Annotated in this window: 25 protein-coding genes; 16 read left to right on the top strand and 9 right to left on the bottom strand. The window is 62.3% G+C overall.

Annotated features, from left to right (window positions below; genetic code table 11):
- Window positions 1–3: 3 nt before the first annotated feature.
- From VLU25_12615 to VLU25_12600, 4 genes are all read right to left on the bottom strand, one after another.
- The gene (locus tag VLU25_12615) at window positions 4–1080 is read right to left on the bottom strand and encodes a diguanylate cyclase (protein ID HSR68773.1); all 1077 of its coding nucleotides are present in this window, start codon (window positions 1078–1080) and stop codon (window positions 4–6) included.
- A gap of 33 nt (window positions 1081–1113) precedes the next feature.
- A complete protein-coding gene (locus tag VLU25_12610) occupies window positions 1114–1713 on the bottom strand; it encodes an AAA family ATPase (protein HSR68772.1) in 600 nt (199 codons plus the stop codon).
- Between the two features lie 145 nt (window positions 1714–1858).
- On the bottom strand, window positions 1859–2518 hold the full coding sequence (locus VLU25_12605) for a PhoU domain-containing protein (protein ID HSR68771.1): 660 nt from the start codon (window positions 2516–2518) through the stop codon (window positions 1859–1861).
- Between the two features lie 12 nt (window positions 2519–2530).
- On the bottom strand, window positions 2531–3691 hold the full coding sequence (locus VLU25_12600) for a Na/Pi symporter (GenBank protein ID HSR68770.1): 1161 nt from the start codon (window positions 3689–3691) through the stop codon (window positions 2531–2533).
- 288 nt (window positions 3692–3979) lie between these two features.
- Here VLU25_12600 and VLU25_12595 point away from each other — a divergent pair, with 288 nt between their 5' ends.
- The 13 genes from VLU25_12595 (at window position 3980) to argB (ending at window position 18724) form a co-directional block, all read left to right on the top strand.
- Window positions 3980–4645: a hypothetical protein gene (locus VLU25_12595; protein ID HSR68769.1), complete on the top strand. Its 666-nt coding sequence runs from the start codon at window positions 3980–3982 to the stop codon at window positions 4643–4645.
- A gap of 23 nt (window positions 4646–4668) precedes the next feature.
- Complete coding sequence (locus VLU25_12590) at window positions 4669–6957, top strand: NAD(P)-binding domain-containing protein (GenBank protein ID HSR68768.1); 2289 nt, start codon at window positions 4669–4671, stop codon at window positions 6955–6957.
- Window positions 6958–7474: 517 nt separating this feature from the next.
- Window positions 7475–9052: a sigma 54-interacting transcriptional regulator gene (locus VLU25_12585; GenBank protein ID HSR68767.1), complete on the top strand. Its 1578-nt coding sequence runs from the start codon at window positions 7475–7477 to the stop codon at window positions 9050–9052.
- An 86-nt stretch (window positions 9053–9138) separates the two neighbouring features.
- A complete protein-coding gene (locus VLU25_12580; GenBank protein HSR68766.1) occupies window positions 9139–9264 on the top strand; it encodes a hypothetical protein in 126 nt (41 codons plus the stop codon).
- Window positions 9261–10982, top strand: a complete 1722-nt coding sequence (locus VLU25_12575; protein ID HSR68765.1) for a sodium:solute symporter — start codon at window positions 9261–9263, stop codon at window positions 10980–10982. Before VLU25_12580 ends, VLU25_12575 begins: the two co-directional genes overlap by 4 nt.
- Before the next feature lie 12 nt (window positions 10983–10994).
- A complete protein-coding gene (locus VLU25_12570; GenBank protein HSR68764.1) occupies window positions 10995–11558 on the top strand; it encodes a CoA pyrophosphatase in 564 nt (187 codons plus the stop codon).
- Window positions 11559–11627: 69 nt separating this feature from the next.
- Window positions 11628–12077 (top strand): arginine repressor, encoded by a 450-nt coding sequence (locus tag VLU25_12565; GenBank protein HSR68763.1) that lies wholly within the window; start codon window positions 11628–11630, stop codon window positions 12075–12077.
- A gap of 8 nt (window positions 12078–12085) precedes the next feature.
- Window positions 12086–13324, top strand: a complete 1239-nt coding sequence (locus tag VLU25_12560) for an argininosuccinate synthase (protein HSR68762.1) — start codon at window positions 12086–12088, stop codon at window positions 13322–13324.
- 11 nt (window positions 13325–13335) lie between these two features.
- Entirely contained in the window at window positions 13336–14421 is a 1086-nt protein-coding gene (locus VLU25_12555; protein HSR68761.1) for a hypothetical protein, read from the top strand.
- Window positions 14403–15479: an N-acetyl-gamma-glutamyl-phosphate reductase gene (argC, locus tag VLU25_12550; GenBank protein HSR68760.1), complete on the top strand. Its 1077-nt coding sequence runs from the start codon at window positions 14403–14405 to the stop codon at window positions 15477–15479. The genes VLU25_12555 and argC overlap by 19 nt, the downstream gene beginning before the upstream one ends.
- Complete coding sequence (locus VLU25_12545; GenBank protein ID HSR68759.1) at window positions 15476–16645, top strand: acetylornithine transaminase; 1170 nt, start codon at window positions 15476–15478, stop codon at window positions 16643–16645. The genes argC and VLU25_12545 overlap by 4 nt, the downstream gene beginning before the upstream one ends.
- 65 nt (window positions 16646–16710) lie before the next feature.
- Window positions 16711–17769 (top strand): N-acetylornithine carbamoyltransferase, encoded by a 1059-nt coding sequence (locus tag VLU25_12540; GenBank protein ID HSR68758.1) that lies wholly within the window; start codon window positions 16711–16713, stop codon window positions 17767–17769.
- Between the two features lie 22 nt (window positions 17770–17791).
- Window positions 17792–18724, top strand: a complete 933-nt coding sequence (gene argB / locus VLU25_12535; GenBank protein HSR68757.1) for an acetylglutamate kinase — start codon at window positions 17792–17794, stop codon at window positions 18722–18724.
- A gap of 14 nt (window positions 18725–18738) precedes the next feature.
- Here the strand turns inward: argB and VLU25_12530 are convergent, their stop codons facing one another.
- Window positions 18739–19914: a multiheme c-type cytochrome gene (locus tag VLU25_12530; GenBank protein ID HSR68756.1), complete on the bottom strand. Its 1176-nt coding sequence runs from the start codon at window positions 19912–19914 to the stop codon at window positions 18739–18741.
- A gap of 467 nt (window positions 19915–20381) precedes the next feature.
- Here VLU25_12530 and VLU25_12525 point away from each other — a divergent pair, with 467 nt between their 5' ends.
- The 3 genes from VLU25_12525 to VLU25_12515 are packed head-to-tail and all read left to right on the top strand — an operon-like array spanning window position 20382 to window position 23208.
- On the top strand, window positions 20382–20810 hold the full coding sequence (locus VLU25_12525) for a Rieske (2Fe-2S) protein (protein ID HSR68755.1): 429 nt from the start codon (window positions 20382–20384) through the stop codon (window positions 20808–20810).
- Between the two features lie 33 nt (window positions 20811–20843).
- Window positions 20844–21902, top strand: coding sequence for a cytochrome bc complex cytochrome b subunit (locus VLU25_12520; protein ID HSR68754.1), 1059 nt, complete (start codon window positions 20844–20846; stop codon window positions 21900–21902).
- Between the two features lie 13 nt (window positions 21903–21915).
- On the top strand, window positions 21916–23208 hold the full coding sequence (locus tag VLU25_12515; GenBank protein ID HSR68753.1) for a cytochrome c3 family protein: 1293 nt from the start codon (window positions 21916–21918) through the stop codon (window positions 23206–23208).
- A 317-nt stretch (window positions 23209–23525) separates the two neighbouring features.
- On the opposite strand, the gene VLU25_12510 is transcribed toward VLU25_12515, so the two are convergent.
- From VLU25_12510 to VLU25_12495, 4 genes are all read right to left on the bottom strand, one after another.
- Entirely contained in the window at window positions 23526–24443 is a 918-nt protein-coding gene (locus tag VLU25_12510) for a hypothetical protein (protein HSR68752.1), read from the bottom strand.
- 477 nt (window positions 24444–24920) lie between these two features.
- The gene (locus tag VLU25_12505; protein HSR68751.1) at window positions 24921–25172 is read right to left on the bottom strand and encodes a hypothetical protein; all 252 of its coding nucleotides are present in this window, start codon (window positions 25170–25172) and stop codon (window positions 24921–24923) included.
- 381 nt (window positions 25173–25553) lie between these two features.
- On the bottom strand, window positions 25554–26264 hold the full coding sequence (locus VLU25_12500; GenBank protein HSR68750.1) for a hypothetical protein: 711 nt from the start codon (window positions 26262–26264) through the stop codon (window positions 25554–25556).
- Window positions 26245–26685: site-specific DNA-methyltransferase (locus tag VLU25_12495; protein ID HSR68749.1), on the bottom strand; the 441-nt coding region annotated here is incomplete at its 5' end. The genes VLU25_12500 and VLU25_12495, both read right to left, overlap by 20 nt.

The following is a 26685-nucleotide window of genomic DNA, read 5'->3' as shown; positions in this document are numbered from 1 at the left end:
AGTTCACCGCGGAACTTCACGCTCTTCGGGCGAGTCCGGCAAGCCGTAGGTAATGCGGTTCTTGCCGGCGCGCTTGCTGCAATAGAGGGCCTGGTCGGCGACTTGAAGGACCTGCTGGTGGGAATCGGCGTGGAGGGGATAGGAGGCGATTCCGATGCTGACCGATATATCCAGGCTGGCCTGGGGCAGTTGCAGGGGATGACCGGCCACGCGCTGACGCACGCGCTGCATGGCCTCGATGGCTCCCTTCTTGTCGGTCTCGGGCAGCAGAATGACGAACTCGTCCCCGCCGAAGCGCGCCACCAGGTCGCTGGCCCGCAAGTGTTTGCGCAAGAGAGAAGCCAGATGGCAGATGAAACGGCTGCCCACACTGTGGCCGTAGCGGTCGTTGACCGGCTTGAGGTCGTCGGCGTCCACCATGGCGATGGAGTAGGGTCGCCGGTAGCGCTGGGAGCGACGGTGCTCTTGCTCAGCCTGCTCGCTGAACATGCGCATGTTCCACAGCCCCGTCAGGTCGTCGGTCCGCGAAAGCAGGTGGACGCGCCTGCGGGCGCTGTGCTTTTCGCGGGAAAGGCGGGCGGTGAGAAAGGCCACCAGCCAGAGGGCGAAGAGATGGGCCGCCAGCACCGCCAGCGCCTGGCGGTCGACGCGGGCCTCCTGCCAGCCGCCCGCCAGGGCCGTCAGGGTAAGCACCGCGGTGACTGAAAAGGCCGCCCACTGGGGCAGCACCAGGGCAGCCGCGCCCACCACCAGAAAATAGAGCGCCAATAGAGGACTGAACACGCCCCCGGTCATGAAGATGATGGCGCTGGAAAAGAGGCCCATGGCCGCAATGTCGAGCAGCAGAGGCCAGCTCTTTCCGTAAAGGCGCTGCAATCCCAGGTAGTGAAAGGCCAGTACGAAGGCCGCCAGCCCCACCAGAGCCCAAGCCGCACCCGCCGATCCGGGCCACCCCGTGAGTTGCAGGTGCAGCAGCACCAGGACGATCATCAGCCACTCGATCTCGGCGAGTCGCCGCCCGTAGGCCTGCAGTTCTCGGCGTTTGATTTCGGCGGGCAGAAGTTGGGCGGCGTCGGCCATCTGCTAGGCTCCCTCGCGGCGCTTCACCCGCTGTCAGTGAATCTGGCTCTGACCCGGCACGGCCATGTCGGTGCGCAGCTCGTTGCGGTTGATGTGCTTGTCCAGGTCGATCACGTAGGTCTCGGGATTGTCGATGAGGACGGGTGAGTGGGTGGCAGCCACGATGCGCATGTCCTTATCGTCCACCAGCTCTTTGAGCATTTTGAGGATGCGCCTCTGGTTGGAGACGCTGAGGGCCATTTCAGGCTCGTCCAGCAGCAGCACCGTCTTGTCTGGCAAGGAAGGAAAGGTCTCCTGGAAGAGGTGAAGCATGACCTGGCCGTGGCTGGCGGTCTCGAAGAACTCGCGGGCCTGCTCGTCGACCTCCAAAGCATCCAGGTTGTTGCGGGGATTGTGCTGCTCGGCATCGAAGAGAACTACCTTCTGACCCTCGATCTCGGGAATGGAGGTCTTGTAGACGTAATTGGGGACCTCCTCCCCCCGAAAGGAATAGTACATCGAGTGCAGCAAAGTCGACTTTCCGCAGCCGTTCTCTCCCGTGAGGAGGATGAGGGGATGCGACAGGTCGACGATCATAGGCATGTGGAAACCCAGGTTGTTGAAAATTGGGTGCGACAATATTTTAAGGTACATATTCACCGCTAATCTCCTTGGTCGTCATATCAAGGCTTAACCCGAAATGATGGCGTTGTGAAGGCGCCGCTGTCAACCGCACCGCCGGCCGCCACCGGTTGTTCCGCCTTGGGAGTTGGCCTTTGAGAGTTGGAAGTTGCGCGGCCTAGGCGTCTTCGTCGTCGCGCCTGATCTGGTGATAGGGCAGACAGACGGCTGATGCCAGATTGCTCAGATGCGAGCTGGTGCGCCGCATCATGCGGGAAGCCGAGGCATAGACCACGGCCATGTCGGCGCTCAGGTCGCTGGACGCCACCTCGTTGGTGTAGTCGAGAAAACGGCTCTTCATCTTTCGGCAATCAGCCATCACTTCTTGGGCCTGCCGGGGGTGGTCGTGCTTGAAAGCCTCGATGGTGCGTGGGAAGAGCGGACGCAGTTGGCTGGAAAGATCCTTGAGCCGTTGGGCGAATGGTCCTTGACGGGGCGAGCGGGCCAGAGGAATCAGCTCGGCCAGACCGCGCGAGTAGTCTCCCAGCCGCTCGGCGTCGTTGACCATGTTGCCCAGCAGAAGGGTAGCCACCAGGTCCTTGGCGGGATTGATGGCCAGGTGCTCGACGATGCGGCGACGCACTTCCGCTTCCTTTTCGTCGACCACGTCGTCCATCTCCTCCAGGTCTTTGTCGAGGTCTTGATTATCGAGAAGGGCCGCCAGAGCCAGGTCGTACATCTTGGCCGACTGCTCCACCATCTCGCCTAATTCGCTGAAGCAAATGTCGAGGAATTCCGATTGTCCGCTGCCGAAAAGCGATTCAAGCAATGAGCCCATGACTCCTCCAGATCATCCATGTTGAGGCGCTGGGGCCTCTCGGGACGGTGGCGCCGCAGCCGGCTCTGCCGGCTGGGTGCTGAAGTCCCCGAACAAGAATAACAGCAATAGCGGGATTCCGAAGAAGACGATGACGATGTAGCCCCCCGCCAGCGTACGGCTGCGGGCCCCCATCTCGCCCAACTTGGTAGCCAGGAAAATAGGGATCCTGCGGATGGGCTTGAAGGGATAGATCAAGACCGTACCGGTCACATTGAACATCAGATGGGTCAGTCCCACCGTGAGGGCGGCGGCGTTTCCGGTGGAGAGCGCGGCCAGGATGGGAGTCACCGTGGTTCCGATATTGGCTCCCAGGGTAAAGGGAAAGATCTGGGCCAGCGTCAAGACCCCGGCTCCCACCAGCGGCACCACGGTGGAGGTGGTGACCGAACTGCTCTGCACCATCACCGTGATGACGATTCCAGCCGCCAGCCCGCTCCAGGCCGATCTGAAAACGGTGTTGTGAAGGACTTCTTCGGCTTTGTCGGAAAGCAGTTGCTTGAGCAGCCGCACCAGGCCCCGCAAGGCGAAAAAGAGGCCTGCCAGGGCGAGGATCAGGGTGGCGGCTCCGGAGCCGGTCAAGCCGTGCACGAATTCGGCCGTGGGCTCGACCACGGCTTTGAGCGGATTGAAGAGCTGCAGCCCTCCGCCGCCTTCCAGCACCTGCTCCAGAAAAGTGGCGGTTCGGTAAAGGAAGCCGAAATAGTACTCGACGGGAAAGAGGATCAGGACCGCCATCCAGTTGAAAAAGTCGTGGACGGTAGCGGCGGCGAAGGCCCTGCGGAATTCCACGGGACGGGTGACGTGGGCCAGTGAAACCAGCGTGTTGGTGACCGAGGTGCCGATGTTGGCGCCCATGATGATCGGTATGGCCCCCTCGATGGTGAGCACGCCCGAGGCCACCATTCCCACCGTCATGCTGGTGGTGGTGGACGAGCTCTGGATCAGGGTGGTGGCCAGGATGCCGATGAAGAGGCCCACGAAAGGATTGCTGGTTCCCTGAATCAAGGCCTCCGCGAATTCTCTGCCGAAGGCCTTGAAGGCCACGCCCATCATGTCCAGGGAGACGAAGAACAGGTAGAGGATGGCGGCCAGGTAGAGGATCCGCAAGACGACCGATTGCTTGTCGCTCATATCTTTCTTCGGGAGAAACGAAAACTCGCGGCCGGGCCGTGAGTCCTCGTGTTTGCCGCCAGTCGCGGTTGCAGGTCCAGGAATTCAGTGCTCACGGGACTTTGCTGGAAAGCCGCCGCCTAAGGCCTCGGTCCGCAATCGCCTCAATCATACTCAGTCGCCGCCCCAGGTCAAGCCGTCCCGCGATCTTTGGACGGACGCTTTGCCTCAGTCCTTTCCCTGTCTCTTGAGAACGGGGCATAATACAGGACCATGGGTCTACTCCTTCGGGCCGGGAATGGTGCTCCGTTGCCCTCTAAGCTGGTCGTTAGGGCGTGCTGCCTTCTCGTTCTTGTTGCTTGCACGCTGCCGGGATCCGCCTGGGCGGTTCTGGCCCGCCAACAGCCCTACGAGGTCTTGGAGCGCGAGCCGGCTCGGGGGCAGCAGTGCCTGGTGTGCGGGAAGGCCGTTGACCACGGCCAGATGGTGGAAATCCGTTACAAAGGCCGCAGGTTCTTCGTTTCCGAGGAAATGCTTGCAACATTCGCCGACCATCCTCAGGCCTACCTATCCAAGATCGAGGCCCGCTCCGCCCTTTTCGACGAAGGCGCCCAGTCGCCGCGGGGACTGGCCGACCTCTGGCTGTGGCTGGGCCTTTACGTCCTGGCGGGATTGCTTTGCGGCGCGGCTTGCGGCTACTTGGCCATCGGCAAGTCGTTGTCGCCCCTGCCCTGGTTCCTTGCCGGGCTGGCGGGCAATGTGGCAGCCCTGTTGTTGGTGAGCGTGGTTCCTGCGGGCCGCCCGGCGGGTCCGGACGGAGTGCCCGCAGGATTGCGCAAGGTGCCGTCGACGCGCAGTCCGGTCGAGTGCCCCTCCTGCCGAGCCTCCCTGCATCCTTGCGCCGAGTCCTGCCCGCATTGCGGAGCCCGCCTGCATCCGGCATCGCCCTCCGAGGCCCGCTTGGCGGCCGATTGAGAACTATCGACGAAAGGTATAACGTGCTGCCAATTCGCCACAAACTGGAATCCATCCTCACCAGCGGCAACGGGGAGGGCCAGCGCCCCGCCCTGGGCAAGAACTTTCAATCGAGCGTCAAGAACCTCCACATCATCGGAGATTTGGCTGGGGCTCCCGTCATCAAGCTGGCCATGTCGCAAGGAGTGGAGGTCATCGAGCACATCGCGTCCCAGCCCGAGATCGGCCGGGGCGCCGGCCACGACGAGGTGCTTGACGTCCTCATCGTCGGCGCCGGCGCCGCCGGACTCAACGCCGCGCTGGCGGCTCAGGAGAAGGGGCTGAGATACCTCCTGCTGGAGAAAAGCAAAATCGCCAACACCATCGAGAACTTCCCCGAGGGCAAGTGGGTCTATGCCGAACCCGATGAGCAACCCCCCAAGGGAAAGCTGTGGCTGGACGGGGCCCGCAAGGAAGACCTGATCGCACGCTGGCACCGAATCGTGGAGGAGAACGGCCTCGACGTTAAAGTCGAGGAGGGACTGGAGAAAGCCGAGCGCCAAGACGGACTTTTCCACGCCCGCACTTCAAAAGGCAATCTCTACAAGGCCAAACGTCTGGTGCTGGCTACCGGCATGCGCGGCAACCCGCGCAAACTGGAGGTGCCGGGGGAAGACCAGGAGCGCGTCTATCATCGGCTCTATTCCCCCAAGCAGTACGAGAACGAAGAGATCCTGGTGGTGGGCGGAGGCAACAGCGCCGTTGAAGCGGCACTGACCTTGAGCGAGCGCAACAAGGTGGTGGTCTCCTACCGGGGCGGAGAGTTCAGCCGCGTCTTCAAGGAAAACAAGAAGGAACTCGATCAAGCCATCTCCCAGGGACGCATCCAAGTCATCTTCCACTCCCAGGTGACCCGCTTCGGCCAGGGCCAGACGGAGCTGACCGTCGACCGCGGCGGACATGAGGAGGAAAAAACAGTCAGGAGCGATCACGCTTTCGTGCTCATCGGCTCCCAAGTGCCGGTGGAATTCCTTAAAGGCCTGGGCGTGCGCATGGAAAACGAGTGGTCGGGAAGCGCGCTGGCAGCCTTGGGACTGACGGCCCTGACCCTTCTGGCCCTGTGGTTCGCCGGTCCTTTGATGGGCGGCCCGGCGCCCTTGCAGATGTCGGCATTGTCCGCCTATGCGGGCCTGGCCCTGGCTTTGGCCGGCGCCGGGGCCGCGGGCCTGATCGCCACCGGCCTGGCGGGCAACCGCTGGTCCTGGCTGGGACTCTCCTTTTTCTGCTGGTATTCCGTCTACGGCATCAAGGTGGGCAGCGGACAGGAGTTCTGGCCCTACACCGGATGGGGCTACGATTCGATGAGCTTCTTCGGACGCTCCTGGGCCTTTTGGTACACGGTGATGTACACGGCGTTGATGACCGTCTTCGGGCTGGAAGCTCTGAAGCGCTGGGGGCTCGACCGCAAAGACCGCTTCCAAGTCTGGCGCTTTGTCAGCCTGCTGGCCTTTCAGTGGACCTTCTTCTTCATCGTCCCCGAATTCCTCTTCCGCTGGGCCGTGGAGTACCAATGGGTGGGCCAAGCCTTGGCCAACGATCCCCAATTCGCCGACCAGGCCTGGCGGGCCTACGGCATCGTCTATGCCTGGCCCCTCTTCTTCTACACCTTCTTCTACGATCCCCATGTCATCTGGGTGGTTTGGGGGGTGGTGCTGACCTTTGTGCTCATCCCCATCCTGGTGCTCTTCCACGGCAAGCGCTACTGCTCCTGGATCTGCGGCTGCGGCGGACTGGCTGAAACCTTCGGCGACCGTTGGCGCCACTACGCTCCCAAGGGCCCGGCCTCCATCGGCTGGGAAAGGATGGGAAGTTGGGTTATGGTGGCGGCCTTCGCTGTCACCCTGGCGATGCTCACGCGCGACCTCACCGGTCTCTATCAAACGGCCGATTGGAGCATCTACGGCTACCGCATCGTCGCCGACGTATGGCTGGTGGGAATCCTCCCCGTCACCCTCTACCCTTTCATGGGCGGGAAGATCTGGTGCCGCTACTGGTGTCCGCTGGCCAAGATGATGCAGATCAACTCCTGGATCTACAGCAAGCTGGGCATTTCCCGCTATCACATCGCCTCCAATGAGAAGTGCATCGCCTGCAACGAATGCTCGCGCAACTGCCTGGTGGGAATCGACGTTATGAAGTTTGCGCTCAAGCAGCAGACTCTGGACAACGGCAACTCGTCCTGTATCGGATGCGGAATCTGCGTCACCGTCTGTCCTGTCGACACCCTGCACTTCAGCAAGGACGGCTCGCTTCCCGAGGGGGCCCAAAAGTAAGCCGGGCCGGAAGTGTGACTCCGGCCCGGCTGGGCGCCGTCCGCCTGACTTGCGGTGGCGGACGTTCGGGATTGGTGGTAGGGAGGTTCTCGACGAGAGGCCCCGGGAGGAGGGCCTCTCGAACGTAGGGTTTATAGTTAGCCTCCGCTTATCAACTGGGACGGCACCCGATCTTCGAAATCGAGTCTCTATCAGTAACCAGGAGCGGCGGCGTCGGAGGGCCTGACCCGTCTCCTGAGGCTATCGTCCGTCGCTCTGATCGAGAGCAGATTGCATGCCAAAAGCTCCCCTGACCGCCGGCTTGATCTTCCGCTGGGCGCTTCTCCTCCGTTTCAAGGGGTTATAGGCCCGATGGACTCCGTGGGCGACACCTTGTTCCGCCCCGCCTTGAAGGCTCCCGATGCTATCTTTTCTGCGAGTCTATCTATCTTTTAGGTTAGACTTGTAGGGTGCCAGGGTTTATGATGCTCTAGTGAAGCCGCCGGGAGGCCGAAGGAGGATCCGGTGAGGTGTGCATATGGCGAAGAGTAACTCAGGGCAGGAGCGGGACGGCCATCTGGTGGAGCTCAAGCCTGAGGATTCCCGCTACCTGCGCGAAGACCGCCTCTTGGCTTCGCCTCCTCCCATGGCTCTGATGGCCCGCGACTTGGCGGCATTTTTCCGCATCAGCAACGCCATCGGCGAGGTGCAGGGCTTGCAGCCCCTGAAACGGCGCTTGCTGGAAGTGGTGGGCGAGGTGGTTCCGGCCGACAGCGGCGCCATATTGCTGGTGGGAGAAACGCCTGAGCAGTTCGATTCGGTTTTCGGATGGAGGCGGCGCGACGAGAATGCCGATTCGGTCCCGGTGCAGCGCGAACTGGTGACCAAGGCTTTGCGCGAGCGGGAAGCTCTCCTGGTGCGTCTGCGGGAAGGCCGGCAGGCGGGATCGAGCGTCCTCTGCCTGCCCTTGACGGCTGTGGAGCGGATGGTGGGGGCCCTTTACCTGGCCACCGAGCCGGCAGGCGAGCCCATCAGCGAAGATCAGATGCAGTTTCTCAGCGCCATCTCGGGCGTACTGGCGGTGGCCCTGGAAAACGCCCGCAACATCGAGTGGCTGAAGAACGAAAACAGGCGCTTGCGCCGGGGAAGCGACATCAAGCACGGCATGGTTGGCTCCAGCGCCTCCATGGAGAAGATCTACCGTTTCATCTCGAAGGTGGCTCCCACCGATTCCACCGTCCTGATTCGGGGCGAAAGCGGCACCGGCAAAGAGCTGGCGGCCCGCGCCATTCACCTCAACTCGGCCCGCTCGGCCAAGCCTTTCGTAGCCATCAACTGCGCCACCCTGTCCGAGGCCCTGCTGGAAAGCGAGCTTTTCGGACACGAAAAAGGGGCCTTCACCGGGGCCGTCAAACAAAAGCGCGGCAAGCTTGAAATAGCCAACGGGGGCACCGTCTTCCTGGACGAGTTGGGCGACTTGGCCCTGGGACACCAGGCCAAGCTGCTGCGCGTCCTGCAGGAAAGCGAATTCGAGAGGGTGGGAGGAACCTCTCCCATCCGGGTCGACATCCGGCTCATTGCGGCCACCAACAAGAGCCTGGAGGAAGCCATGAGCGAAGGGGCCTTCCGCGAGGATCTCTATTACCGCCTCAACGTGGTCTCCTTTACCGCGCCTCCCCTGCGCGAGCGCATCGAAGACATTCCCCAACTGGCCAACCATTTCGCCGTCAAGCACGGATCAAAGTCGAACCGTCGAGTCCTGGGCATTTCGCCTGAGGCCGAGGAATGCCTCATCAACTATCCCTGGCCCGGCAATGTGCGCGAGCTTGAAAACGCCATCGAGCGGGCCGTTGTGATGGGCAGCGAAGAGTTCATTCAGCCGGAGGACCTGCCCGAACACATTCTGGAGACGGGCACGGCCCGAGGCGGCTATTCGCCCCGCTATCACGCGGCCATCAAGCAGTTCCGCAAGGACATCCTGCTCAAAGCCCTGCGCGGGGCCGGGGGCAACTTCACCAAGGCCGCCAAGTCGCTGGGCATCCATCCCAACTATCTGCATCGCCTGGTGACCCAGCTCGACCTGCGCGGAGAGGTCGACCAGATCGGTTCGTCCTGACCTTTCCGTCTGTTCTGGGGAGGCCGAGAAAGGGGAACGCGCCTCCCCTCGTGGGCGTGAAATCCACGTGGTACACTCCTGAGCCAATGAAGAAAAAGGGCCAGCTCAGCAGCAAGATTTACTGGTGGGTAGCGGTGTTGGCGCTGCTCTGGATGATCCTGCTTTTGTGGTTTACCCAGTCCTTCAACATTCCCGTGGGAGCCGTCTTGTGAGCGCCATCGACTGGATCGTCTTTTTCGCTTTTCTGGCCTACGTTGTTTGGGACGGCGCCCGGCGCGGAGCTCAGAGCGAGAACCTGGAAGGCTATTTCGCCGGCGGACGCACCATTCCCTGGTGGGCCGCCGGACTCTCGGTCATGGCCACCCAGGCTTCGGCCATCACCGTCATCGGCACCACCGGGCAGGGCCACGAAACCGGAATGGAGTTCGTGCAGACCTACTTCGGACTGCCTTTCGCCATGATCCTGCTCTGCATCTTCATGGTGCCCCTGCTGCGCAAGAACCCCATCCTCACCGCCTACGAATACCTGGAAGGACAATTCGGGCCCGCCACCCGCACCCTGGCCAGCGTCATTTTTCTCATCTCCCGCTGCCTGGCCTTCGGAGTGGTCATCTACGCCCCCGCCGTGGTGCTTTCGGCCATGACCGGGTTCAATCTCACCTTCATGGTCATCCTCATCGGACTGCTGACCACGGCCTACACCATGGCCGGAGGCATCAACGCCGTGGTCTGGACCGACGTCAAGCAGATGACGGTCATCTTCTTCGGGCTCTTCCTGTGCGTGGGCATCCTGCTGTGGGAACTGCTGCCCCGCATGGGCTTCATGGACATGCTGCGCGTGATGGGAGCCTCGGGCAAGCTCAACGCGCTGGAACTGCAGCCGGCCAGTTGGGACATGATTCCCAATTGGAAGTCGGCGGCAGGCGCCACCAGTACCTTCTGGCAAGACACCTACAACGTCTGGTCGGGATTCTTCGGCGGCATCTTCCTGATGCTCTCCTACTTCGGCTGCGACCAGAGCCAGGTTCAGCGCATCCTCACCAATCCCACCGCCGACGAATCGCGCAAAACGCTGCTGCTGTCGGCGTTCGCCAAAGTGCCCATGCAGGTGCTGATCCTCTTCTTGGGCGCTCTGCTCTACCTTTACGGAACGGTCCTGGGCAGCCCCATGCTCTACAACCCCGATCATGTAGCGCTGGCCCGTAGCGAGACCTTCGCGGCCCAGATCGAGCCCATCCAGCAGCGCTACGACCGCTTGGTGGAAGAGCGCAGCCGGCTGGCAATCCAACTGGCCGAGGCCGAGGGATCGCCGCGCCAAAGCCCCGAACTGTTGGCCCGCTTCCAGGGGACGGTTCGCCAGGTCGCCCAAGCCCGCGAAGAGGCCCGCAAGCTGCTGCTGGAAAACGCCTCCGAAAACCGCGACACCAACTACGTCTTCCCCCATTTCATTCTCAACAACCTGCCTCCCGTCATCCTGGGATTGCTGGTAGCCGCCATCTTCGCCGCCGCCATGTCCAGCGCCGACTCGGCACTCAACTCCCTTTCCTCGGCCACCATCGTCGACCTCTACAAACGCTGGCTGCGGCCCGATGCCGATGACGCCGCCTCGCTGCGGGCCGGACGCCTGGCCACTCTCTTTTGGGGGATTGCGGCAACGGTGGCCGCCATGCAGTTCGCGGGCGCCGGCTCGGTGGTGGAACTGGTCAACAAGGTGGGCTCTTATTTCTACGGCTCGCTGCTGGGCGTTTTCGTGATTTCGATGATTTCCAGGAAAGCCGGTCCCAAGGCGGGGGTGGCCAGCCTGCTGGGAGGGATGGGAACCGTCTTCCTCATCGATCAAACCATCCAGGTGGCCTTTCTCTGGTACAACCTCTTCGGTTTCCTCGGTTCTCTCGCCATCGGATTGATCGCGGCGCGTTTCGACGACTGACTCGGTGCCAGTATGTTTTCCATTGAGCGGATCGAAGAACGCTTGACCCACTTGAGTCCCCGGCGTCTCGCCTTGCAGGACCGCCCGCGGGCGGCCGTGCTCATGCCCGTTTTCCAGAGGGCGGGCCAGCCTCACTTCCTGCTCACTCAGCGCACCGAGACGGTCGCCACCCACAAGGGACAGGTGAGTTTTCCCGGAGGTTACCGGGAGGGAGGCGAACGTCTGCGCCGCACCGCCTTGCGGGAAACCGAAGAGGAGGTGGGCATCGCCTCCGAAAAGGTGCGCCTGCTGGGCCCCTTCCACGAGTACATGGCGGTGACCGATACGCTGGTTCGGCCCTACGTGGGCTTTTTGCGCGATCCCTGGCAGGCCGCCCCCAATCCCGGCGAAGTGGCCCGCATCCTGGAGGTCCCCTTCCACTTCTTCACTGAAAACCCGCCCCGCAGCCAACGCTACCGGCGCCAAGGCCGCTCAAGACGCGTCTACTTCTGGGATTGGCAGGACGACACCCAAATCTGGGGACTGACCGCCGCCATCATCAAAGATTTCCTCGACTGCCTTGGCTCCAGCGTCTAGCCGGCGCTTGACAGCGCATCTGAAATATGCATGAATATATGCTCGTTTTATGCAGTGAGGGGGCATATTATGCAGAACGGGACCAGGCACGAAAAGGAAGAACGGCAGCAGGTGATCCGCAAGATGCTGCGCAAAGGCGGAGCGGGCAGCCAGCAGGAGTTGGTGGACGGCCTGGAGGAGTTGAACATTTCCGCCACCCAGGCTACCGTGTCGCGCGATCTGGTGGAGTTGGGGGCGGTCAAGGTCAACGGACGCTACCGGCTGCCCAAGCTGGAATTGCCCACCGTGACCGGTGAGATGAGCCTGCGCATCGACAGGGCGGGCGATCACCTGGCGGTGGTGCGGACGCAGCCCGGACAGGCCTCCATGCTGGCCTTCGCCATCGACGAGAAGGACCTGCCCGAGGTGGTGGGCACCCTGGCGGGCGACGACACCATATTCGTGGCTTGCCGCGACGGCCATTCTCAAAAAGAAGCCATACGCAAGATCGTGAAGATGTTCAGTCCTCAAGGCAAGTGAAAAAAGACATGAATCAAGAGCAGAAAATCAACAAGATCGTACTGGCCTACTCGGGCGGACTCGACACTTCGGTGATGCTGCGGTGGCTCAAGGAGACCTACGGATGCGAGGTGGTGGCCTATGCCGCCGACGTGGGTCAGGGCGAGGAACTCGACGGCCTGCAGGCCAAGGCGCTCAAGACGGGAGCCAGCAAGCTCTACGTGGAAGACTTGCGGGAAGAATTCGTGCGCGACTTCGTCTTTCCCGCCGTGCAGGCCAACGCCGTTTACGAGGGCGTCTACCTGATGGGAACTTCGCTGGCCCGTCCTCTCATCGCCAGGCGGCAGATCGAGATCGCGCGCGCCGAGGGGGCCGACGCCGTGGCCCACGGGGCCACCGGCAAGGGCAACGACCAGGTCCGCTTCGAGCTGACTTACCATGCCCTGGAACCGTCCATCAAAGTGGTGGCGCCCTGGCGCCATTGGGAGCTGGATTCGCGCTCTTCGCTCATCGATTATGCCGAGGAGCACGGCATTCCCATCTCGGCCACCCGCCACAAGCCCTACTCCATCGACCGCAACCTCATGCACGCCAGCTTCGAGGGAGGCCTTCTCGAAGACCCCTGGCTGGAGCCGCCCGAGGACATCTTCCTGCTGACCCGTTCTCCCCAGCGGGCACCCGACCGTCCCGTCTATCTGGAGATCGCTTTCGAGAAAGGCCTTCCGGTGGCGGTGGACGGCCAGGCCTTTTCACCGGCCTCCCTCTTGCAGGCGCTCAACGAAATCGGCGGCGAGCACGGCGTGGGACGCGCCGACCTGGTCGAGAACCGTTATGTGGGGATGAAGTCGCGAGGCGTTTACGAGACGCCGGGCGCCACCATCCTGCATATTGCCCACCGGGCTCTGGAGTCGATCACCATGGACCGCGAGGTCATGCACCTGCGCGATTCGCTGGGGACCAAGATCTCGGAACTGATCTACTACGGCCTCTGGTATTCTCCCGAGTTCCAGTTGATCAAAAACCTCATAGAGCAGAGCCAGGAAAACGTCAGCGGAACCGTCAGGGTCAAGCTCTACAAGGGCAACTGCATCGTGGCAGGACGCAAATCTCCAGGTTCGCTCTACTCCACCGCCTTGGCCACGTTCGAGTCGGACACCGTCTATGACCAGTCCGACGCCGAGGGCTTCATTCGCCTCAACGCCCTCAGACTCAAACTGCGGGCTTTGGCCGCCTCCGAGCAGACCGCCCCGCGCCACCTTAAGGGGTGAAAGGCAAAACCATGACCAACACCGAGACCCTTAGAAATAGAAGCGGGCCCGCCGCCCGGTGGACGCGCTTGCGCGTCGACAAGGTGGCTTCGAGCACCATCAACCTGGGCATCGAAGAGGAGGTGGATCTGCTGCCGACCCAGCCTCCCCGGGTAGGGGACGCGGTGGTGGTGCGGACCCTGACCGACAACCCCACCTACAACAAGCTGGAACTGACCAGCGGGCGGCTGGCCCGCCTCAATCCGGGCGACGTGATGGTGGGGGTGCTGGGGCGGCGCCGCGCTCTCAAGGGATTCGTGGGCGACGTGCCCCGCCGACTCCAGTCCCACGACCGCCTCCACGTCCTCAGCCTGGGCGGCGTCATCGGACGCTGCACCGGCCGTCATCACGAGATGGGACGTCCCATCGAAGCCGAGCTGCTGGGGATGGCGGGACGTCACGGCCAGGTCCTCAATATCTCCGAGACCGCCCTGCCCTGCAACGGGGACGTCTCCGATTCGCCGCCTCTGATCATCGTGGCCGGCACCTGCATGAACTCGGGCAAAACCCAGGCCGCCACCGAGATCATCAAGCAGCTTACCCGCCGCGGACGCAGGGTGGCGGGGGCCAAGCTTTCGGGAGTGGCCGCCCTTCGCGACACCCTCGACATGCAGGATCACGGCGCCGTCAAGACCCTCAGCTTTCTCGACTGCGGCCTGCCCTCCACGGTGGGCCTGGACGACCTGGCGCCGCTGGCCAAGACCATCATTTCCCACCTCTGCCAGGCAGGTCCCGACGCCATCGTGCTGGAGATGGGGGACGGCTTGCTGGGGTTCTACGAGGTGGAATCGCTCTTCGACGATCAGGCCCTTTTGGACCGCTGCGCGGCTCTGGTCTTCTGCGCCGGCGACTTCGTGGGAGCCTGGGGCGGACTGCAACTGCTGCGTCAGAAGAAGATCCGCATCGACGTGTTCTCGGGTTCGGCCACCGACTCCCAGATGGGCGTCGAGTACATCGAGCGCGAGTTCGGAGTGGCGGCCGCCAACGCCCTGCGCAGCGGCGAGCGTCTTCACCGCATCGTCGAAGAAAGGCTGGAGCAATGGAAGGCCGGGCACTAGGCGCCGCCGCCAAGGCATCCCGCAAGTTGCGCGTGGCCATCGCCGGCGGATCGGGCTACGGGGGCGGGGAACTGCTGCGCATCCTGCTGCTGCATCCCCAGGCGGAGGTGTGTCTGGTGAGCTCGGAGCGGCGCGCCGGGCAACCGGTCGAAGAGGCCCATCCCAACCTGAGCGGACTCACCGAGCTGGCTTTTCGTTCTCTGGACGAGTCCATCGACTGGCATGGCCTCGACCTGCTCTTTCTGGCTCTTCCCCATGGCCGCAGCGCTCAGGTCGTCCCGGAGCTTCCTGCCGACCTGCCGCTCATCGACCTGGCCGGGGACTTTCGCCTGCGCGACCCTGAGGAAGCACGCGCTCACTACCGACACGAAACGGATGCCGCGCTCCTCGACAGCTTCGTCTACGGACTCAGCGAGATCAACGCCGCCGCCATCGCCTCAGCCCGGCGCGTCGCCAATCCTGGCTGCTTCGCCACCGCGGTGGGATTGGCGCTTTACCCGTTGGTGTCCGCCGGGCTGATCGAAGACCGGGTCGTCGCCGACGCCAAGACCGGATCTTCGGGCTCGGGCGCCCAGGCGCGGGAGACCACCCATCATCCCCGCCGCAGCAACAGCTTTTTTGCCTACAAGTCCTTCCGCCATCAGCACCTGCCCGAGATCCGTCAACTGTTGCGCCAAGCCGATCCCGAGTGGGACGGCGGACCGCTGCTGCAGACCCATTCCGCGCCCATGGTCAGAGGCATTTTCGCTTCTCTCTACTGCCTCCTTAAAGAAGACGTGCAGGCCGACCGAGCCCAGGCGCAGGTCGAAACGGCCTTCGATGAGCTTTACCGCGGCCAGCCCTTCATCCGCATCAGGTCCCATTCGCCCGACGTCAACTGGGTCAAGAACACCAACTGCGCCGACCTGTCCTGGGTGACGGAAGGACGCGAACTGATCGTCTTCAGCGCCATCGACAACCTGGTCAAGGGCGCCGCCGGGCAGGCCGTCCAGAACATGAACCTGATGTTCGGCCTGCCTCAGACTGCCGGACTGGTTTTTACCGGGAGCCATCCATGAAGCCGCAAGCCGACAACGACAGCATCATCCGCATCGAGGACGCCAGCCACCTGGACGTCTACAAGCGCTATCCGCTCGTCATCGAGCGGGGCCAGGACGTGTGGGTCTACGACAACCGGGGCCGACGCTACCTCGACCTCTACGGAGGCCATGCCGTGTGCGCCGTGGGCCACTGCAATCCCCGCGTGGTGGAAGCGGTGCAGCGTCAAGCCGGACGCCTCATCTTCTACTCCAACCTGGTCTACAACCCGGCCCGCGCCTCGGCCGCCGCCAAGCTGGTGGAGGCCGCTCCCCGGGGCCTGGACAAAGTCTTCTTCATCAACTCAGGAGCCGAGGCCAACGAAAACGCCCTCAAGCTGGCCCGCATGACGCGCCGGCGACCCGGCATTCTCTCCTTCAACGGAAGCTTCCACGGGCGCACCATGGGGGCCCTCTCGGCCACCGGCATGGAGAAGATGAGGGCCGCCTTCCAGCCCAACCTGCCCCATCATCACTTCGTCGATTTCGGCGACCTTGAAGCCGTTGAACGAGTGCTGAGCGGGGGCGACGTCGCCGGCGTCATCCTGGAGCCGGTGCAGAGCCTGGGCGGGGTGGACACAGCGCCTCCCGAGTTCTTCCGCGGCCTGCGCCGTCTCTGCGACCAGGCCGGCAGCCTGCTCATATACGACGAGGTGCAGACCGGCTTCGGACGCACCGGGACGCTCTTCTACGCCGGACGCCACGGGGTCCTCCCGGACATCGTGACCCTGGCCAAAGGCATGGCCGGGGGGTTGCCCATGGGAGCCGTCCTCTGCGCCCCCGGCGTTTCCGCCCAACTCGCCCACGGCGATCTGGGAAGCACCTTTGGAGGAAATCCGCTGGTGTGCGCCGCCATGCAGGCCACGCTGGAAGCCATCCAGCAAGAGGGCCTGCTCGACAACGTCGTGCGTCAGCACCGATACCTGGCCGAGGGACTGCAGCGGGTCCCCGGCGTCAAGCGTTTGAGGGGGGAAGGATTCCTCATCGGCATCGAGTTCGAGACTCCGGCCGCTGCCTATCAGCAGAAGCTGCTGCAGGAGCGCATCTTGACGGGGCTCTCCGGCAATCCGAACGTGTTGCGGCTGCTGCCTCCGCTGACGCTTCAGGCCAGGGAAATTGATCACTTCTTGCGGGTCTTGGCCAGTTGACGGGGCGCCATCCATCTTGCATTCTACACAGCCGAGGTTGAGCATCCCTACAATGGGAGACCGTCATGAATAAGAGAGCCGTTCTTAACGCCTCGCCCCGCCTGGTTCAGGCCTTCCGGGGCAAGTCTTTTCTCAGCACCGCCGAGGTGGGCCGTCCCGAGCTTTCCGAACTGATCGATCTGGCCGTGCAGCACAAGCACGGGGGAATCGATCCCGGCACCCCGCTGACCGGCAAGGCCGTGGGACTGGTCTTCTTCAATCCCTCCCTGCGAACCCGCACCTCCATGACCATCGCCGTGCAGCAGTTGGGAGGCGTGCCGGTTCCCCTGCACGTGGGACGTGAAACCTGGACGCTGGAGTTCCGGGAGGGAGCGGTCATGGACGGCGAGATAGCCGAGCACATCAAGGAAGCGGCGCCCGTGCTCAGCAGCTACCTGGACGCCATCGGCGTGCGCTGTTTTTCGACCCTGCAGGATTATCAGCGGGACAAGAAGGAAGAAGTGCTGGGCGCTTTCCACAAGTATTCCAGCGTCCCCATCATCAACCTGGAGTCGTCTACCCAGCATCCGCTGCAGGGATTGGGCGACGTGATGACCATCAATGAGCGCTTCGGAACCGTGGATCAGCGCAAGGTGGTGCTGGCCTGGGCCTATCATCCGCGTCCGTTGCCGGCCGCCGTGGCCAATTCCTTCGCCTTGACGGCCGCCCAGTACGGCATGAACCTCACCATCGCCTGTCCGCCCGAATACCAGCTCGACCGGGAGCTGATGTCGATGGTCGAGCTGAGGGCCCGCGAGAATGAAGGCAGCGTCAAGGTCACCGACAACCTGGAGGACGCTTGCAGCGGGGCTGAAGTCGTCTACGCCAAGAGCTGGGCCAGCCTGCCCTACTACGGACGCCTGCAGGAAGAGGCCCAGCTTCGTTCCAACTACCGCCACTGGATCGTCGACGAGGACCTGATGGAGAAGACCGCTTCGGACGGCGTCTTCATGCACTGCTTGCCGGTGCGCCGCAACGTGGTGGCCACCGACGGGGTGCTGGACGGCCCCCGCTCCATCGTCATCCAACAGGCCAGCAACCGCCTCCATCTGCAGAAGACGCTGCTCTCGCTGATGTTGTCCTGAACCGATTGGAGGAGTGCGTCCGGTGACAAGCCGAAGTCCCAAGCGCATGGAACTGCTGCGCGAGAGCCTGCCCTACATCCGCCGCTTCAAGGGCAAGACTTTCGTGATCAAACTGTCGGGAAAGGTGACCGACAGCCGCGACAACCTGGTCTCCCTGGCCGAAGAGATCGCACTCTTCCATCAGGTGGGTTTTCGGGTGGTGGTGGTTCACGGCGGCGGAAAGCAGTTGTCGGAACTGGCCGAAAAACTGGGCGTTCCCCAGACCATCGTGGACGGACGACGGGTCACCGACGCTCCCACGCTGGAAATCGCCAAGATGGTCTTTGCCGGCAAAATCCGCACCGACGTGCTTTCGGCCCTGCGCGGACTGGGCGTGCGCACGGTGGGGCTCTCAGGCTTGGACGGAGACATCATCCGGGCCCGCCGCCGCCAGCTTCAAAAGCGTCTCGACCGGACCACCGGCCGCGAAGAGCTGGTCGACTACGGCCACGTCGGCGATATCGTCGAGATCGACGGCGAGCTGCTGCGCCTGCTTCTCGACCAGCATTATCTGCCCGTGGTCTCTTCGCTGGGAGCCGACGATAAGGGCAACGTCTACAACATCAATGCCGACACCATCGCCTCGGAAATCGCCGTCCACCTGGGGGCCGAGAAGCTCATCTTGCTGAGCGACGTGGACGGCCTGTTGGCCCGGGTGGAGGATCCCTCCAGCAAGATTTCATACCTGTCGGTGAGCGAGGTTGAAGGACTGCTGGAGGAGGGCCGGGTGGCGTCGGGCATGATCCCCAAGTTGACTTCCATCGCCGCCTCGCTGCGGAGGGGCGTAGCCAGCGCCCACATCATCAACGGCGGACGCCGCAACGCCCTCCTTCAGGAAGTCTTTACCGACCAAGGCACGGGAACCATGATCGGCCGCGGTGAAGCCGCCGAGTCCGGCGACGGCAACTCGAAGTAACGAGTGCCGTCAGCTCAGCTTCCGAAACGCCGGGTCAGTCGGCGCGAATCGGACATGAAATCGAAACGGTGTTCCGTTTCCGGCTCGTTGAGGGGCGAGTAGTAGTAGCTGAGCGTAGCCGTCACGGTGATGTTCTGGTCGCCGGGGACATTAAGCTGGAAAGTCTCCAAGCGCTCCTCCATGGGAGCCAGGCGGTTGTCCAGGGTTTCTTCGACCGCCTCCAAAAAGACCTGCGAGTCTCTCAGGATTTCCTCGCCTTGGGCATCCACCATGATGCGCTCGTAGGTCCGCTCTTCGCGCACCTCGCGGCCGTCTTCGGTGACCGCCTTGAGGGTGAGGATGAGCTTGCGGGTCGGAATGCCGGTGGGGACCGCGTGGCCGGCTCCCGTGTTGCGCACCTGCACCACCGCCCGCAGGCCTTGGCGGGTGGGCTCCAACTGCGTGATGCGCAAGCGGATCGACTTGTTGAGCTGATCGAGCGAGTGTCCGCCGGGCATGGCGTGCAGGTTGACGAAACCGCCTTCTACCCGCACCACCTTGGGATCGACGATCTGGGCCGCGATCTTAGGCATATGACACTCCTGGCAGGTCTTGTCGCCTCCCGCCTGCGCGTAGCTTTGCCACTCGCTGTAAGTGGCCAGCAAGAGCACTCCGTTGGGATTGGTGTATTGGTGACAGCCGGCGCAGTGCTCCGAAGTCTCGAAAAACTCGGAGTAGGCGACCGGATGTCCTACAGAGGAGGCGTCTTTCACGGGCCCGTGTTTAGTGGGTCCGGTGTCGAGGACGAAGGGGTGATCGGGTTGAGACAGGTCGGTTCCGATCAGTGAATGGCAGAAGTCGCAGGAAACGCCGTCCCGGGTGGCGGCCTGCTCGAGTTGCCAGTCGCCGTTGATGAGTGCCGAGGGCGCATGACAGCGCAAGCAGATCTGACGGGCCCCTTCCCCAAACTCGCTGAGAGCCTCTTGAAAGGAGGCCTGGAAGAGCGGGTCGCTGACGGCGGCGGAATGCAGCGACTGTTGCCAGGCGGCGTGAATCGACTTGTGGCAGCGTCCGCAGTCGGAGGCCCTGTGGACCTTGTCGGCAGAAATCTGAGCGAGCGGCTCGGGCTGGGGCTGGGAAGGTCCGCAGCCGGCCGCCCAAGCAGAAATGACGATGAGCAGTGCGAGTTTCCAACAGGTGAGCCGATTCATTACGCTACCTCCCTGTCCGTTTGGGTTGGCGCGTGGTGCGTGAAAAGCGTCCAACCCGTTTCTAGAGCCTGGTCTGACTGAGGTGCGTGCCGCAAGGTTCCCGATCGGCCCTCGCGCGGGCAATGTCAACAGGCGCAGTCGAGATCGAGCAATTTGCAAGGGTCGATTATCGAAGTGATTATAGATCCTGACTTTTCCCCAGGCAAACCTCATTTGCGCCCGCGGAGACTTTTTTGTTCCAGTTGCTTGACTCGCCTATACCCCTCCGTCATCATGTTTTTCAGTGGCGGCAGCCGATTCCGAGCCGGCCATTGCAGGTTCATGTGAAGCTTCATGGGGGCGGTCTGGTGCATCTGCAGATCGTTCAGGTGAAGCCTGTTCAAGTTCCACCTCTTTGGCCCTGATTCGGTATTCGTGGCCGCTTCCCGCCGCCATCTTGCGGCCGGCAAAAAATCCGGAGGTGTCCCATGCCCAAGCGTCGAAGCCTGCTCAAGGCTTTTCTGTCGGGGTCTATCGCCGCGTCCCTTTTGAGTGTCTTCTATCCCGTTTTCCGGTTCCTCATTCCACCTGACAAACCAGAGGCCAGCGCCTTGAGCGTTTCGGCTGGGTCGTCCCAAGACCTGGCGCCCAACACGGGCCGCATTTTCCGCTTCGGTTCGCGCCCGGGACTGGTGGTGCGCCGCCCTGACGGCTCTCTCAAGGCCTACTCGGCGATGTGTACCCACCTGGACTGCACCGTCCAGTACCGTCCCGACCTGCAGCACATTTACTGCGCCTGTCACGAAGGTCATTACGATCTCAATGGAGTGCCCATCTCGGGACCGCCTCCCCGCCCGCTGGAGGAGTACAGCGTGCAGGAGGTGGGCGGAGAAATCATCGTCTCCAAGGTGTCCTGACAAGCAAGCGCAAAAGAGGAAAGGGGTATGGCGATGGCGACCAGAATCCTGCATTGGCTTGAAGACCGCCTCGAGTTGAGTTCCATCCGCCGGTTGGCGGTTCATAAGGAGGTTCCCGTACACCGCTTCTCCTGGGCCTACTTTCTGGGGGGCGCGGTCTTGTTCCTGCTCATGATTCAACTGGGGACCGGCATCCTGCTGCTTCTTTACTACCGTCCCAGCGCCGAGGAGGCCTATGAGAGCGTTCAGTTCATCGTGGCCGAGGTTGAGTTCGGATGGCTGATTCGCTCCATGCACAGTTGGTCGGCCAACCTGCTGGTGGGGATGGCCTTCCTGCATCTCTTCACGACCTTCTTCATGAAGGCCTATCGCAAGCCGCGCGAAATCACCTGGATGAGCGGAGTTCTGCTGCTCTTTCTCATGCTGGCTTTCGGGTTCAGCGGCTATCTTCTGCCCTGGAACGAATTGGCCTACTTCGCCACCCAGGTGGGGACCGACATCGTGGGCGCCGTCCCTCTCATCGGCCATCCGCTGATGGTGTTCTTGAGGGGAGGAGAGCAGGTGACGGGCGCCACCTTGACCCGCTTCTTCGGCTTCCACGTGGCCGTCTTGCCGGCTCTGACCACCCTTTTGCTGCTGCTTCACCTGGGGCTGGTGCAGAAGCATGGCATGAGCGTGCCTCCCAAGATGATCGGCAAGCCCTACCAGACCTTGCCTTTTTTCCCCAACGTGCTGCTGCGCGACATTATGGCCTGGTACATCTTGCTGGCCGTGCTGGTCACGCTGTGCGCCTTCCTGCCCTGGGAACTGGGCAGCAAGGCCGATCCCTTCGCGCCGGCGCCCCAGGGCATCCGTCCCGAGTGGTACTTCATCTTCATGTTCGAAACCCTCAAGATCATCCCGTCCAATGTCTTGGGCATTGAAGGCGAGACACTGGGAGTTGTGGGCTTTGGCGCGGCTGCCTTGGCGCTGATCGTGGTGCCCTTCTGGGATTACTTGGCGCGGCGCCTGGGACGTCCCGGGTTGTTGACGCTGTTGGGCGTGTTGGCGGTGATCTACATGGCCGTCATGACGTTGGTCGGATACTTGTAGGAGGGCCTTTTCGATGAACCTCAAACGAACTGCATCTCTTCTCCTGGCCTGCGCCGCGCTGTCGGCGGCCCCGGCATCGTACTCCCTGTCGGCCCAACCGGACTCTGCCCGGCAGGATACTTGCGTTAATTGTCACGAGGTCTTCGCCGAGACTCCCATCGGAAGCATGGTGGAACCTTTCAAGCGGGGCGTTCACGCCAAAGCCGGCCTAAGTTGCGCCGCCTGCCACGGCGGCGACCCCAGCGCCCGCGACAAGGAGGTCTCGATGAGCCCTGAGCGGGGCTACAAGGGGGTTCCCGCCAGAGCCGCCGTGCCGGATCTGTGCGGATCGTGTCATTCCTCGGCCGAATACATGCGCCGCTTCGATCCCTCGCTGCGCATCGACCAGGTTGCCGAGTACCGGACCAGCGTCCACGGGCAGCTCCTGGCCGAAGGCGATGCCAATGTGGCCACCTGCGTGAATTGCCACGGGGTGCACGGCATTCTTTCGGCCTCCAATCCTCTGGCTCCGGTGCATCCGCTCAAGCTGGCCGACACCTGTGCGGGCTGTCATTCAGATGCCCAAAAGATGGCGGCTTACGAGATTCCCATCGACCAAATGGACCTCTACAAGCAGTCGGTTCACGGGATGGCGCTCTATGATCGACAGGATCTGGGGGCGGCCACCTGCAACGACTGTCACGGCAACCACGGCGCCACCCCGCCGGGAGTGCAGTCGGTGGCCAACGTGTGCGGCAATTGCCACGGGGTGCAGCGCGACCTCTTTTCCGAGAGTTCACATCAGAGCATCTTCGAGATGTTTGAATTCAGCGCCTGCGTCACCTGCCATGACAACCATCTGGTCAAAGCGCCGGGCGAGTTCCTGTTGGCGGGGGAAGATTCGGCATGTCTGCAGTGTCACGAAGAGGGCGACGCCGGCATGCAGACGGCTCATTCCATGGCCGACGACATCTCTTCGCTGGCGGCTCAAGTCGAGGAGGCCCGCGCTCTCCTGGTGCGAGCCGAGCAGGCCGGGATGGAGGTCAGTGCGGCCCTCTTCGACCTGCGCTCGGCCAACGAAAAGGTCATTCTGGCCCGCAACCTGGTGCATTCGCTGGTTCCGGCTCGGGTGGAGGAGACGGTGAATGAGGGGGTGGGGATCGCCGAGTCGGCCAAAGAGGCTGGAGAAGAGGCCTTTGAGGAACTGCGCTATCGCCGCACGGGTCTCTTCGTGGCCCTTGTCATCATCGGACTGGTCATCATCGCTCTCTGGCTGTGGATCCGCCAGGTCGACGCCGCATTGGAGGGGCAACGCCCCGCAGCCTAGTGCTGCCGGTCATAAGTTCTGAGCCGGGGCCCTCCGTTTCTTGTCCCTGACAGGGACGGATTCGCCAGCCCCCTCCTCCGCCAAAGGCTACGGAGGGCAGGCAGCGACTGTGTTGAAAGTCAAGTCCGGGCTCGCTGAAGGCGAGCGATTCGCCAGCCCAGGGTCAGCCGCGGCGAGCGCAGCGAGACGGCGGCGCCACCCTGGGTTTCAGACGGCCAAGGTCTGAACGCTGAAAGCGTGGGATAACGCGACAAGGTGGCTCAAAACTTCCGGCGCACTGCACCAGGCTACGGGGCGTGGTGTCAGGCAGCTTGTGATTAGTTCTGAGGCCACTCGCCCCAAATGCTGCAATGTCCTCCCTTATCGGTGCCCTGCAGATCGCGCAGCGGACCCAGATAGACGGCGTTCATGACCGCTCGCGGAGCGGCAACGAGATTTCCGTTGCTCTGGACGATGAAGACATTCCCGAAGTGGGCTTGGCTGAGGCCGTGGCCGGCTTCGTGCAGAGCCACCGTCTCGACGTCCACGTTATTGATGCCGTCGTCGGCCCAGTTGAAGGAGGGGTCATAATAGATCTCGCGGAAGGCGGTGTCGGTCAGACCATTGTTGTCGATGTCGGTCGGAATTCCGCCTGAAACGAAGATGAAAGTAAAGGTGACTCCGATGACTCCTCCGCCGAAGTTGATGTCGCGCCAGCCGGCGTGCTGCACGTCGGCCAAGATGAAGGGGCTTCCGCCCAGTCCGTTGATAAACGCGATGACGCCGATGTCGATGCCGAAATCCGGGTTGCGGATGATGGGCATGAAGGAACATCTCGCGCCGTCCCAGGTTCCCATGGCACGGTCGATGGCGGCGTCGGTTTCAGCTCCGGTCAGTCCGCCGAAGACCGGTACCGCGTCACCCGTGGTGTCCACGGCGTAAGTGATGCTGTCCTCTCCGGCGGGGTCAGGCAGGCTCCAGGCTCTTCTGGCGTCGAAGGGAACGAAGTCAGAGGACAATTGCTTATTGCCGACATTCGAGGCGATCAGGGTGATTCCCTGGTGCTGGGAATCAGTCGATACGATGGCTTCGGCCATGGCTACCCGGTAGTTGGCCCCTTGACCGTCCAGCGCCAGATTGATCTCATCCATGATGTCGGCCAGTTGGGCGACCGGATCCTCTTCTTGCCCGAACGAAACGGCAGAGAAACCCAGCAGCAGGCACAAGCAAAGAAGAATACGTCCAAAGTGTCTCATACGGTACTCCTTTCAAAAAGGCAGGTGTTGGTCAGTTCTGGGAATTGAACGCGTCAAACTAGTAAATACCAAAAATGCTTAAAAGGCAAGTGAAAGCAAGGTGCAGACATCAAGCATAGGTCTCTCTGGATTGTTTGGGTGGATGCTCCTCGAAGGCAGGCAGGGTCTCGATTGCGGCGCCGACCGGCGGCCTGACAGGGACCCTACCGATCTAGAAATAGAAAGGGAGTAGAGGTGAATTTGCGAAACTACTGCGCCCGTCAACCGTCCAGCCCTGGATGCTCCAAAACCTCATCGAGCGGTTGCCGGGTCCAGCCATTGCGGGCGCGAGCTTCGCCGCGATTCTTCGGCATCTTTTCCAAGATGGCCCTCAGGCGGCTTCGGCTCGCGCCGATGCCCTTTACACGGTGTTCGAGCCCGCCTTCGACCAACTCGAAGGCGGGCCATCATCGCCGGAGAGAACCGGGGATGGAGCCGTCATCCCGTGCACACGCACAGGCGGTAGACGGCACAGAATCCCAGAGGCTGGCAGTCCTCATCGTCGCTGCAGGGCGCGTTGTGGACGCACTGGGGAGGCCCGCAGTCGGGATCGGAAACGCAGGACGTATTGCAGAACCCGTCAGCGGAACAGCCGATGGGGGGAAAGAAGGACGCGCTGGAAAGGACGGGCACTGACAAAACCACCAGACTCAGCACGACGACAAAACACAACCTGAAAACACGGCCCATGGTCAACTCCTCCTCTCGATGCTGCTTGATCGGATACCCGGCTTCACCCTTGCAAAACCATGTCCAACTATACCATCAGTGTTTGCAAGAAGCATACTTGATGATGCTGGATCGCTAGCGGGATGCGCCGCAGCCTTGATCCATGCAGCGATTGGCCTGCCGGTTCACACTGGAAAATGCATGGGCGTCCCCCAGGGCCGCTCGCATAGCTGGAGTCCACAGGTGCACCGGCATGTGCCGGCGATTATTGGTGGTCCCTGGGGAAGAGCCTTCTTGAGGAGAAGCGGAGGGCAAGCGCGCAGGGGATGGCGGAGAGGGAGGGATTCGAACCCTCGGTGAGGTTGCCCCCACACACGCACGGTCGGCCGTCGCTGCCTGTCCCTAAAAGCGCCGTTCGTAAGCTGCGCTGACACGCACCAGCATGGCACCGTAGTCCTTGGAGGTTTGTTCCTCGTCCACCCATTCAAACGTGTAGGGAGCAACATTGGTGGCCCTGAATCGGAGCATGAGGAAATGTTCCACGTTTGGCTGGACCTTTTCCCTCAGATGGACCTCGGCTTTTCGTGCCTCCTGCATTGGGTGCAGGAAACCGGAGCTCCCGGTGGTGGGGAAGCTGCGGCTGCCTTCGAAGCCAACATACTTGGCCGCGTGGTTGATTCCCACGATTGCCACGGCTATGGGACTTCCTCCCGATCTTCCGAACTCGTTGGCTTGGCGCAGCAAGTCTCCGCACACTCGGTCAATCTGCTTCAGCATGGCTTTGGCAATGATCTTGACTTCCACGCCGATTTCTACGGTCGCAATAGGTCCCCTGGCAACTCGATATCCACGGTCAAAAACGGGAGCTTGGCCTGGAAGCGGCTCGCCCAAGGTACCGTCGCCCCGCCTAGCTTTGACACCCTGAATCGTATTCTTTCCATGAAGGACTCGCTGGCCCGACTCGACGCGGTCTACGAACTTCTTAGAGCGGTTCAGTGTCACCAAGTCTTCGTACAGATGGAGAGCCACCCAATCGCCCAGGGTTGCTCTCCTGTGAAGGTATCTTTGCCCGTCGAACAACCCGCGGAATTCCTCAAGAAGACGGTATCTCATCTTGAATCAGTTCGGCCTTGGTGGCCCCTAGCAGGTGAGTCTGCCGAAACTCCATTTCGATCCGTTCCTGGGCCAGAGAGAGATAGGTTGGATCGATTTCGTTGCCGACGGAGTTTCGTCCGGCCCGCGCGGCCGCCAAAGTGGTGCTGCCCGTACCCAGGAAGGGGTCCAGAATCGTATCGCCGGCGAAGGAGAACAGGCGGATCAGCCTCTCGGCCAATTCTACTGGATAGGGAGCAGGGTGGCCATTCCTGGTGGAAACCCCGGGCAGATCGGTCCAGATTGATCGCAGCCAAGCCTGGAGTTCTTCCCGCTGCAGCATCGACAGTGCCTTTTGGGTAGGTGAGGCGGAGCGATACTGGCCTCCCTTACGGAAGAAGAGGATGTACTCGGTGTCGTTCTTGAGGATTGCGCCCGGCTG

The sequence above is a fragment of the Acidobacteriota bacterium genome (assembly GCA_035471785.1).
Taxonomy (GTDB): domain Bacteria; phylum Acidobacteriota; class UBA6911; order RPQK01; family DATIPO01; genus JANQFM01.
This window is presented reverse-complemented; position numbering and strand designations above follow the sequence as displayed.

Bases quoted from the DNA above. Each gene is read 5' to 3' on its own strand.
- VLU25_12615 (HSR68773.1), bottom strand. From the start codon at position 1,080: ATGGCCGACGCCGCCCAACTTCTGCCCGCCGAAATCAAACGCCGAGAA.
- VLU25_12565 (HSR68763.1), top strand. From the start codon at position 11,628: ATGCAGAACGGGACCAGGCACGAAAAGGAAGAACGGCAGCAGGTGATC.
- VLU25_12610 (HSR68772.1), bottom strand. From the start codon at position 1,713: ATGTACCTTAAAATATTGTCGCACCCAATTTTCAACAACCTGGGTTTC.
- VLU25_12515 (HSR68753.1), top strand. From the start codon at position 21,916: ATGAACCTCAAACGAACTGCATCTCTTCTCCTGGCCTGCGCCGCGCTG.
- VLU25_12600 (HSR68770.1), bottom strand. From the start codon at position 3,691: ATGAGCGACAAGCAATCGGTCGTCTTGCGGATCCTCTACCTGGCCGCC.
- VLU25_12540 (HSR68758.1), top strand. From the start codon at position 16,711: ATGAATAAGAGAGCCGTTCTTAACGCCTCGCCCCGCCTGGTTCAGGCC.
- VLU25_12555 (HSR68761.1), top strand. From the start codon at position 13,336: ATGACCAACACCGAGACCCTTAGAAATAGAAGCGGGCCCGCCGCCCGG.
- VLU25_12525 (HSR68755.1), top strand. From the start codon at position 20,382: ATGCCCAAGCGTCGAAGCCTGCTCAAGGCTTTTCTGTCGGGGTCTATC.
- VLU25_12505 (HSR68751.1), bottom strand. From the start codon at position 25,172: ATGGGCCGTGTTTTCAGGTTGTGTTTTGTCGTCGTGCTGAGTCTGGTG.
- VLU25_12510 (HSR68752.1), bottom strand. From the start codon at position 24,443: ATGAGACACTTTGGACGTATTCTTCTTTGCTTGTGCCTGCTGCTGGGT.
- VLU25_12585 (HSR68767.1), top strand. From the start codon at position 7,475: ATGGCGAAGAGTAACTCAGGGCAGGAGCGGGACGGCCATCTGGTGGAG.
- VLU25_12560 (HSR68762.1), top strand. From the start codon at position 12,086: ATGAATCAAGAGCAGAAAATCAACAAGATCGTACTGGCCTACTCGGGC.
- argC (HSR68760.1), top strand. From the start codon at position 14,403: ATGGAAGGCCGGGCACTAGGCGCCGCCGCCAAGGCATCCCGCAAGTTG.
- VLU25_12580 (HSR68766.1), top strand. From the start codon at position 9,139: ATGAAGAAAAAGGGCCAGCTCAGCAGCAAGATTTACTGGTGGGTAGCG.
- VLU25_12545 (HSR68759.1), top strand. From the start codon at position 15,476: ATGAAGCCGCAAGCCGACAACGACAGCATCATCCGCATCGAGGACGCC.
- VLU25_12520 (HSR68754.1), top strand. From the start codon at position 20,844: ATGGCGACCAGAATCCTGCATTGGCTTGAAGACCGCCTCGAGTTGAGT.
- VLU25_12500 (HSR68750.1), bottom strand. From the start codon at position 26,264: ATGAGATACCGTCTTCTTGAGGAATTCCGCGGGTTGTTCGACGGGCAA.
- VLU25_12530 (HSR68756.1), bottom strand. From the start codon at position 19,914: ATGAATCGGCTCACCTGTTGGAAACTCGCACTGCTCATCGTCATTTCT.
- VLU25_12605 (HSR68771.1), bottom strand. From the start codon at position 2,518: ATGGGCTCATTGCTTGAATCGCTTTTCGGCAGCGGACAATCGGAATTC.
- VLU25_12570 (HSR68764.1), top strand. From the start codon at position 10,995: ATGTTTTCCATTGAGCGGATCGAAGAACGCTTGACCCACTTGAGTCCC.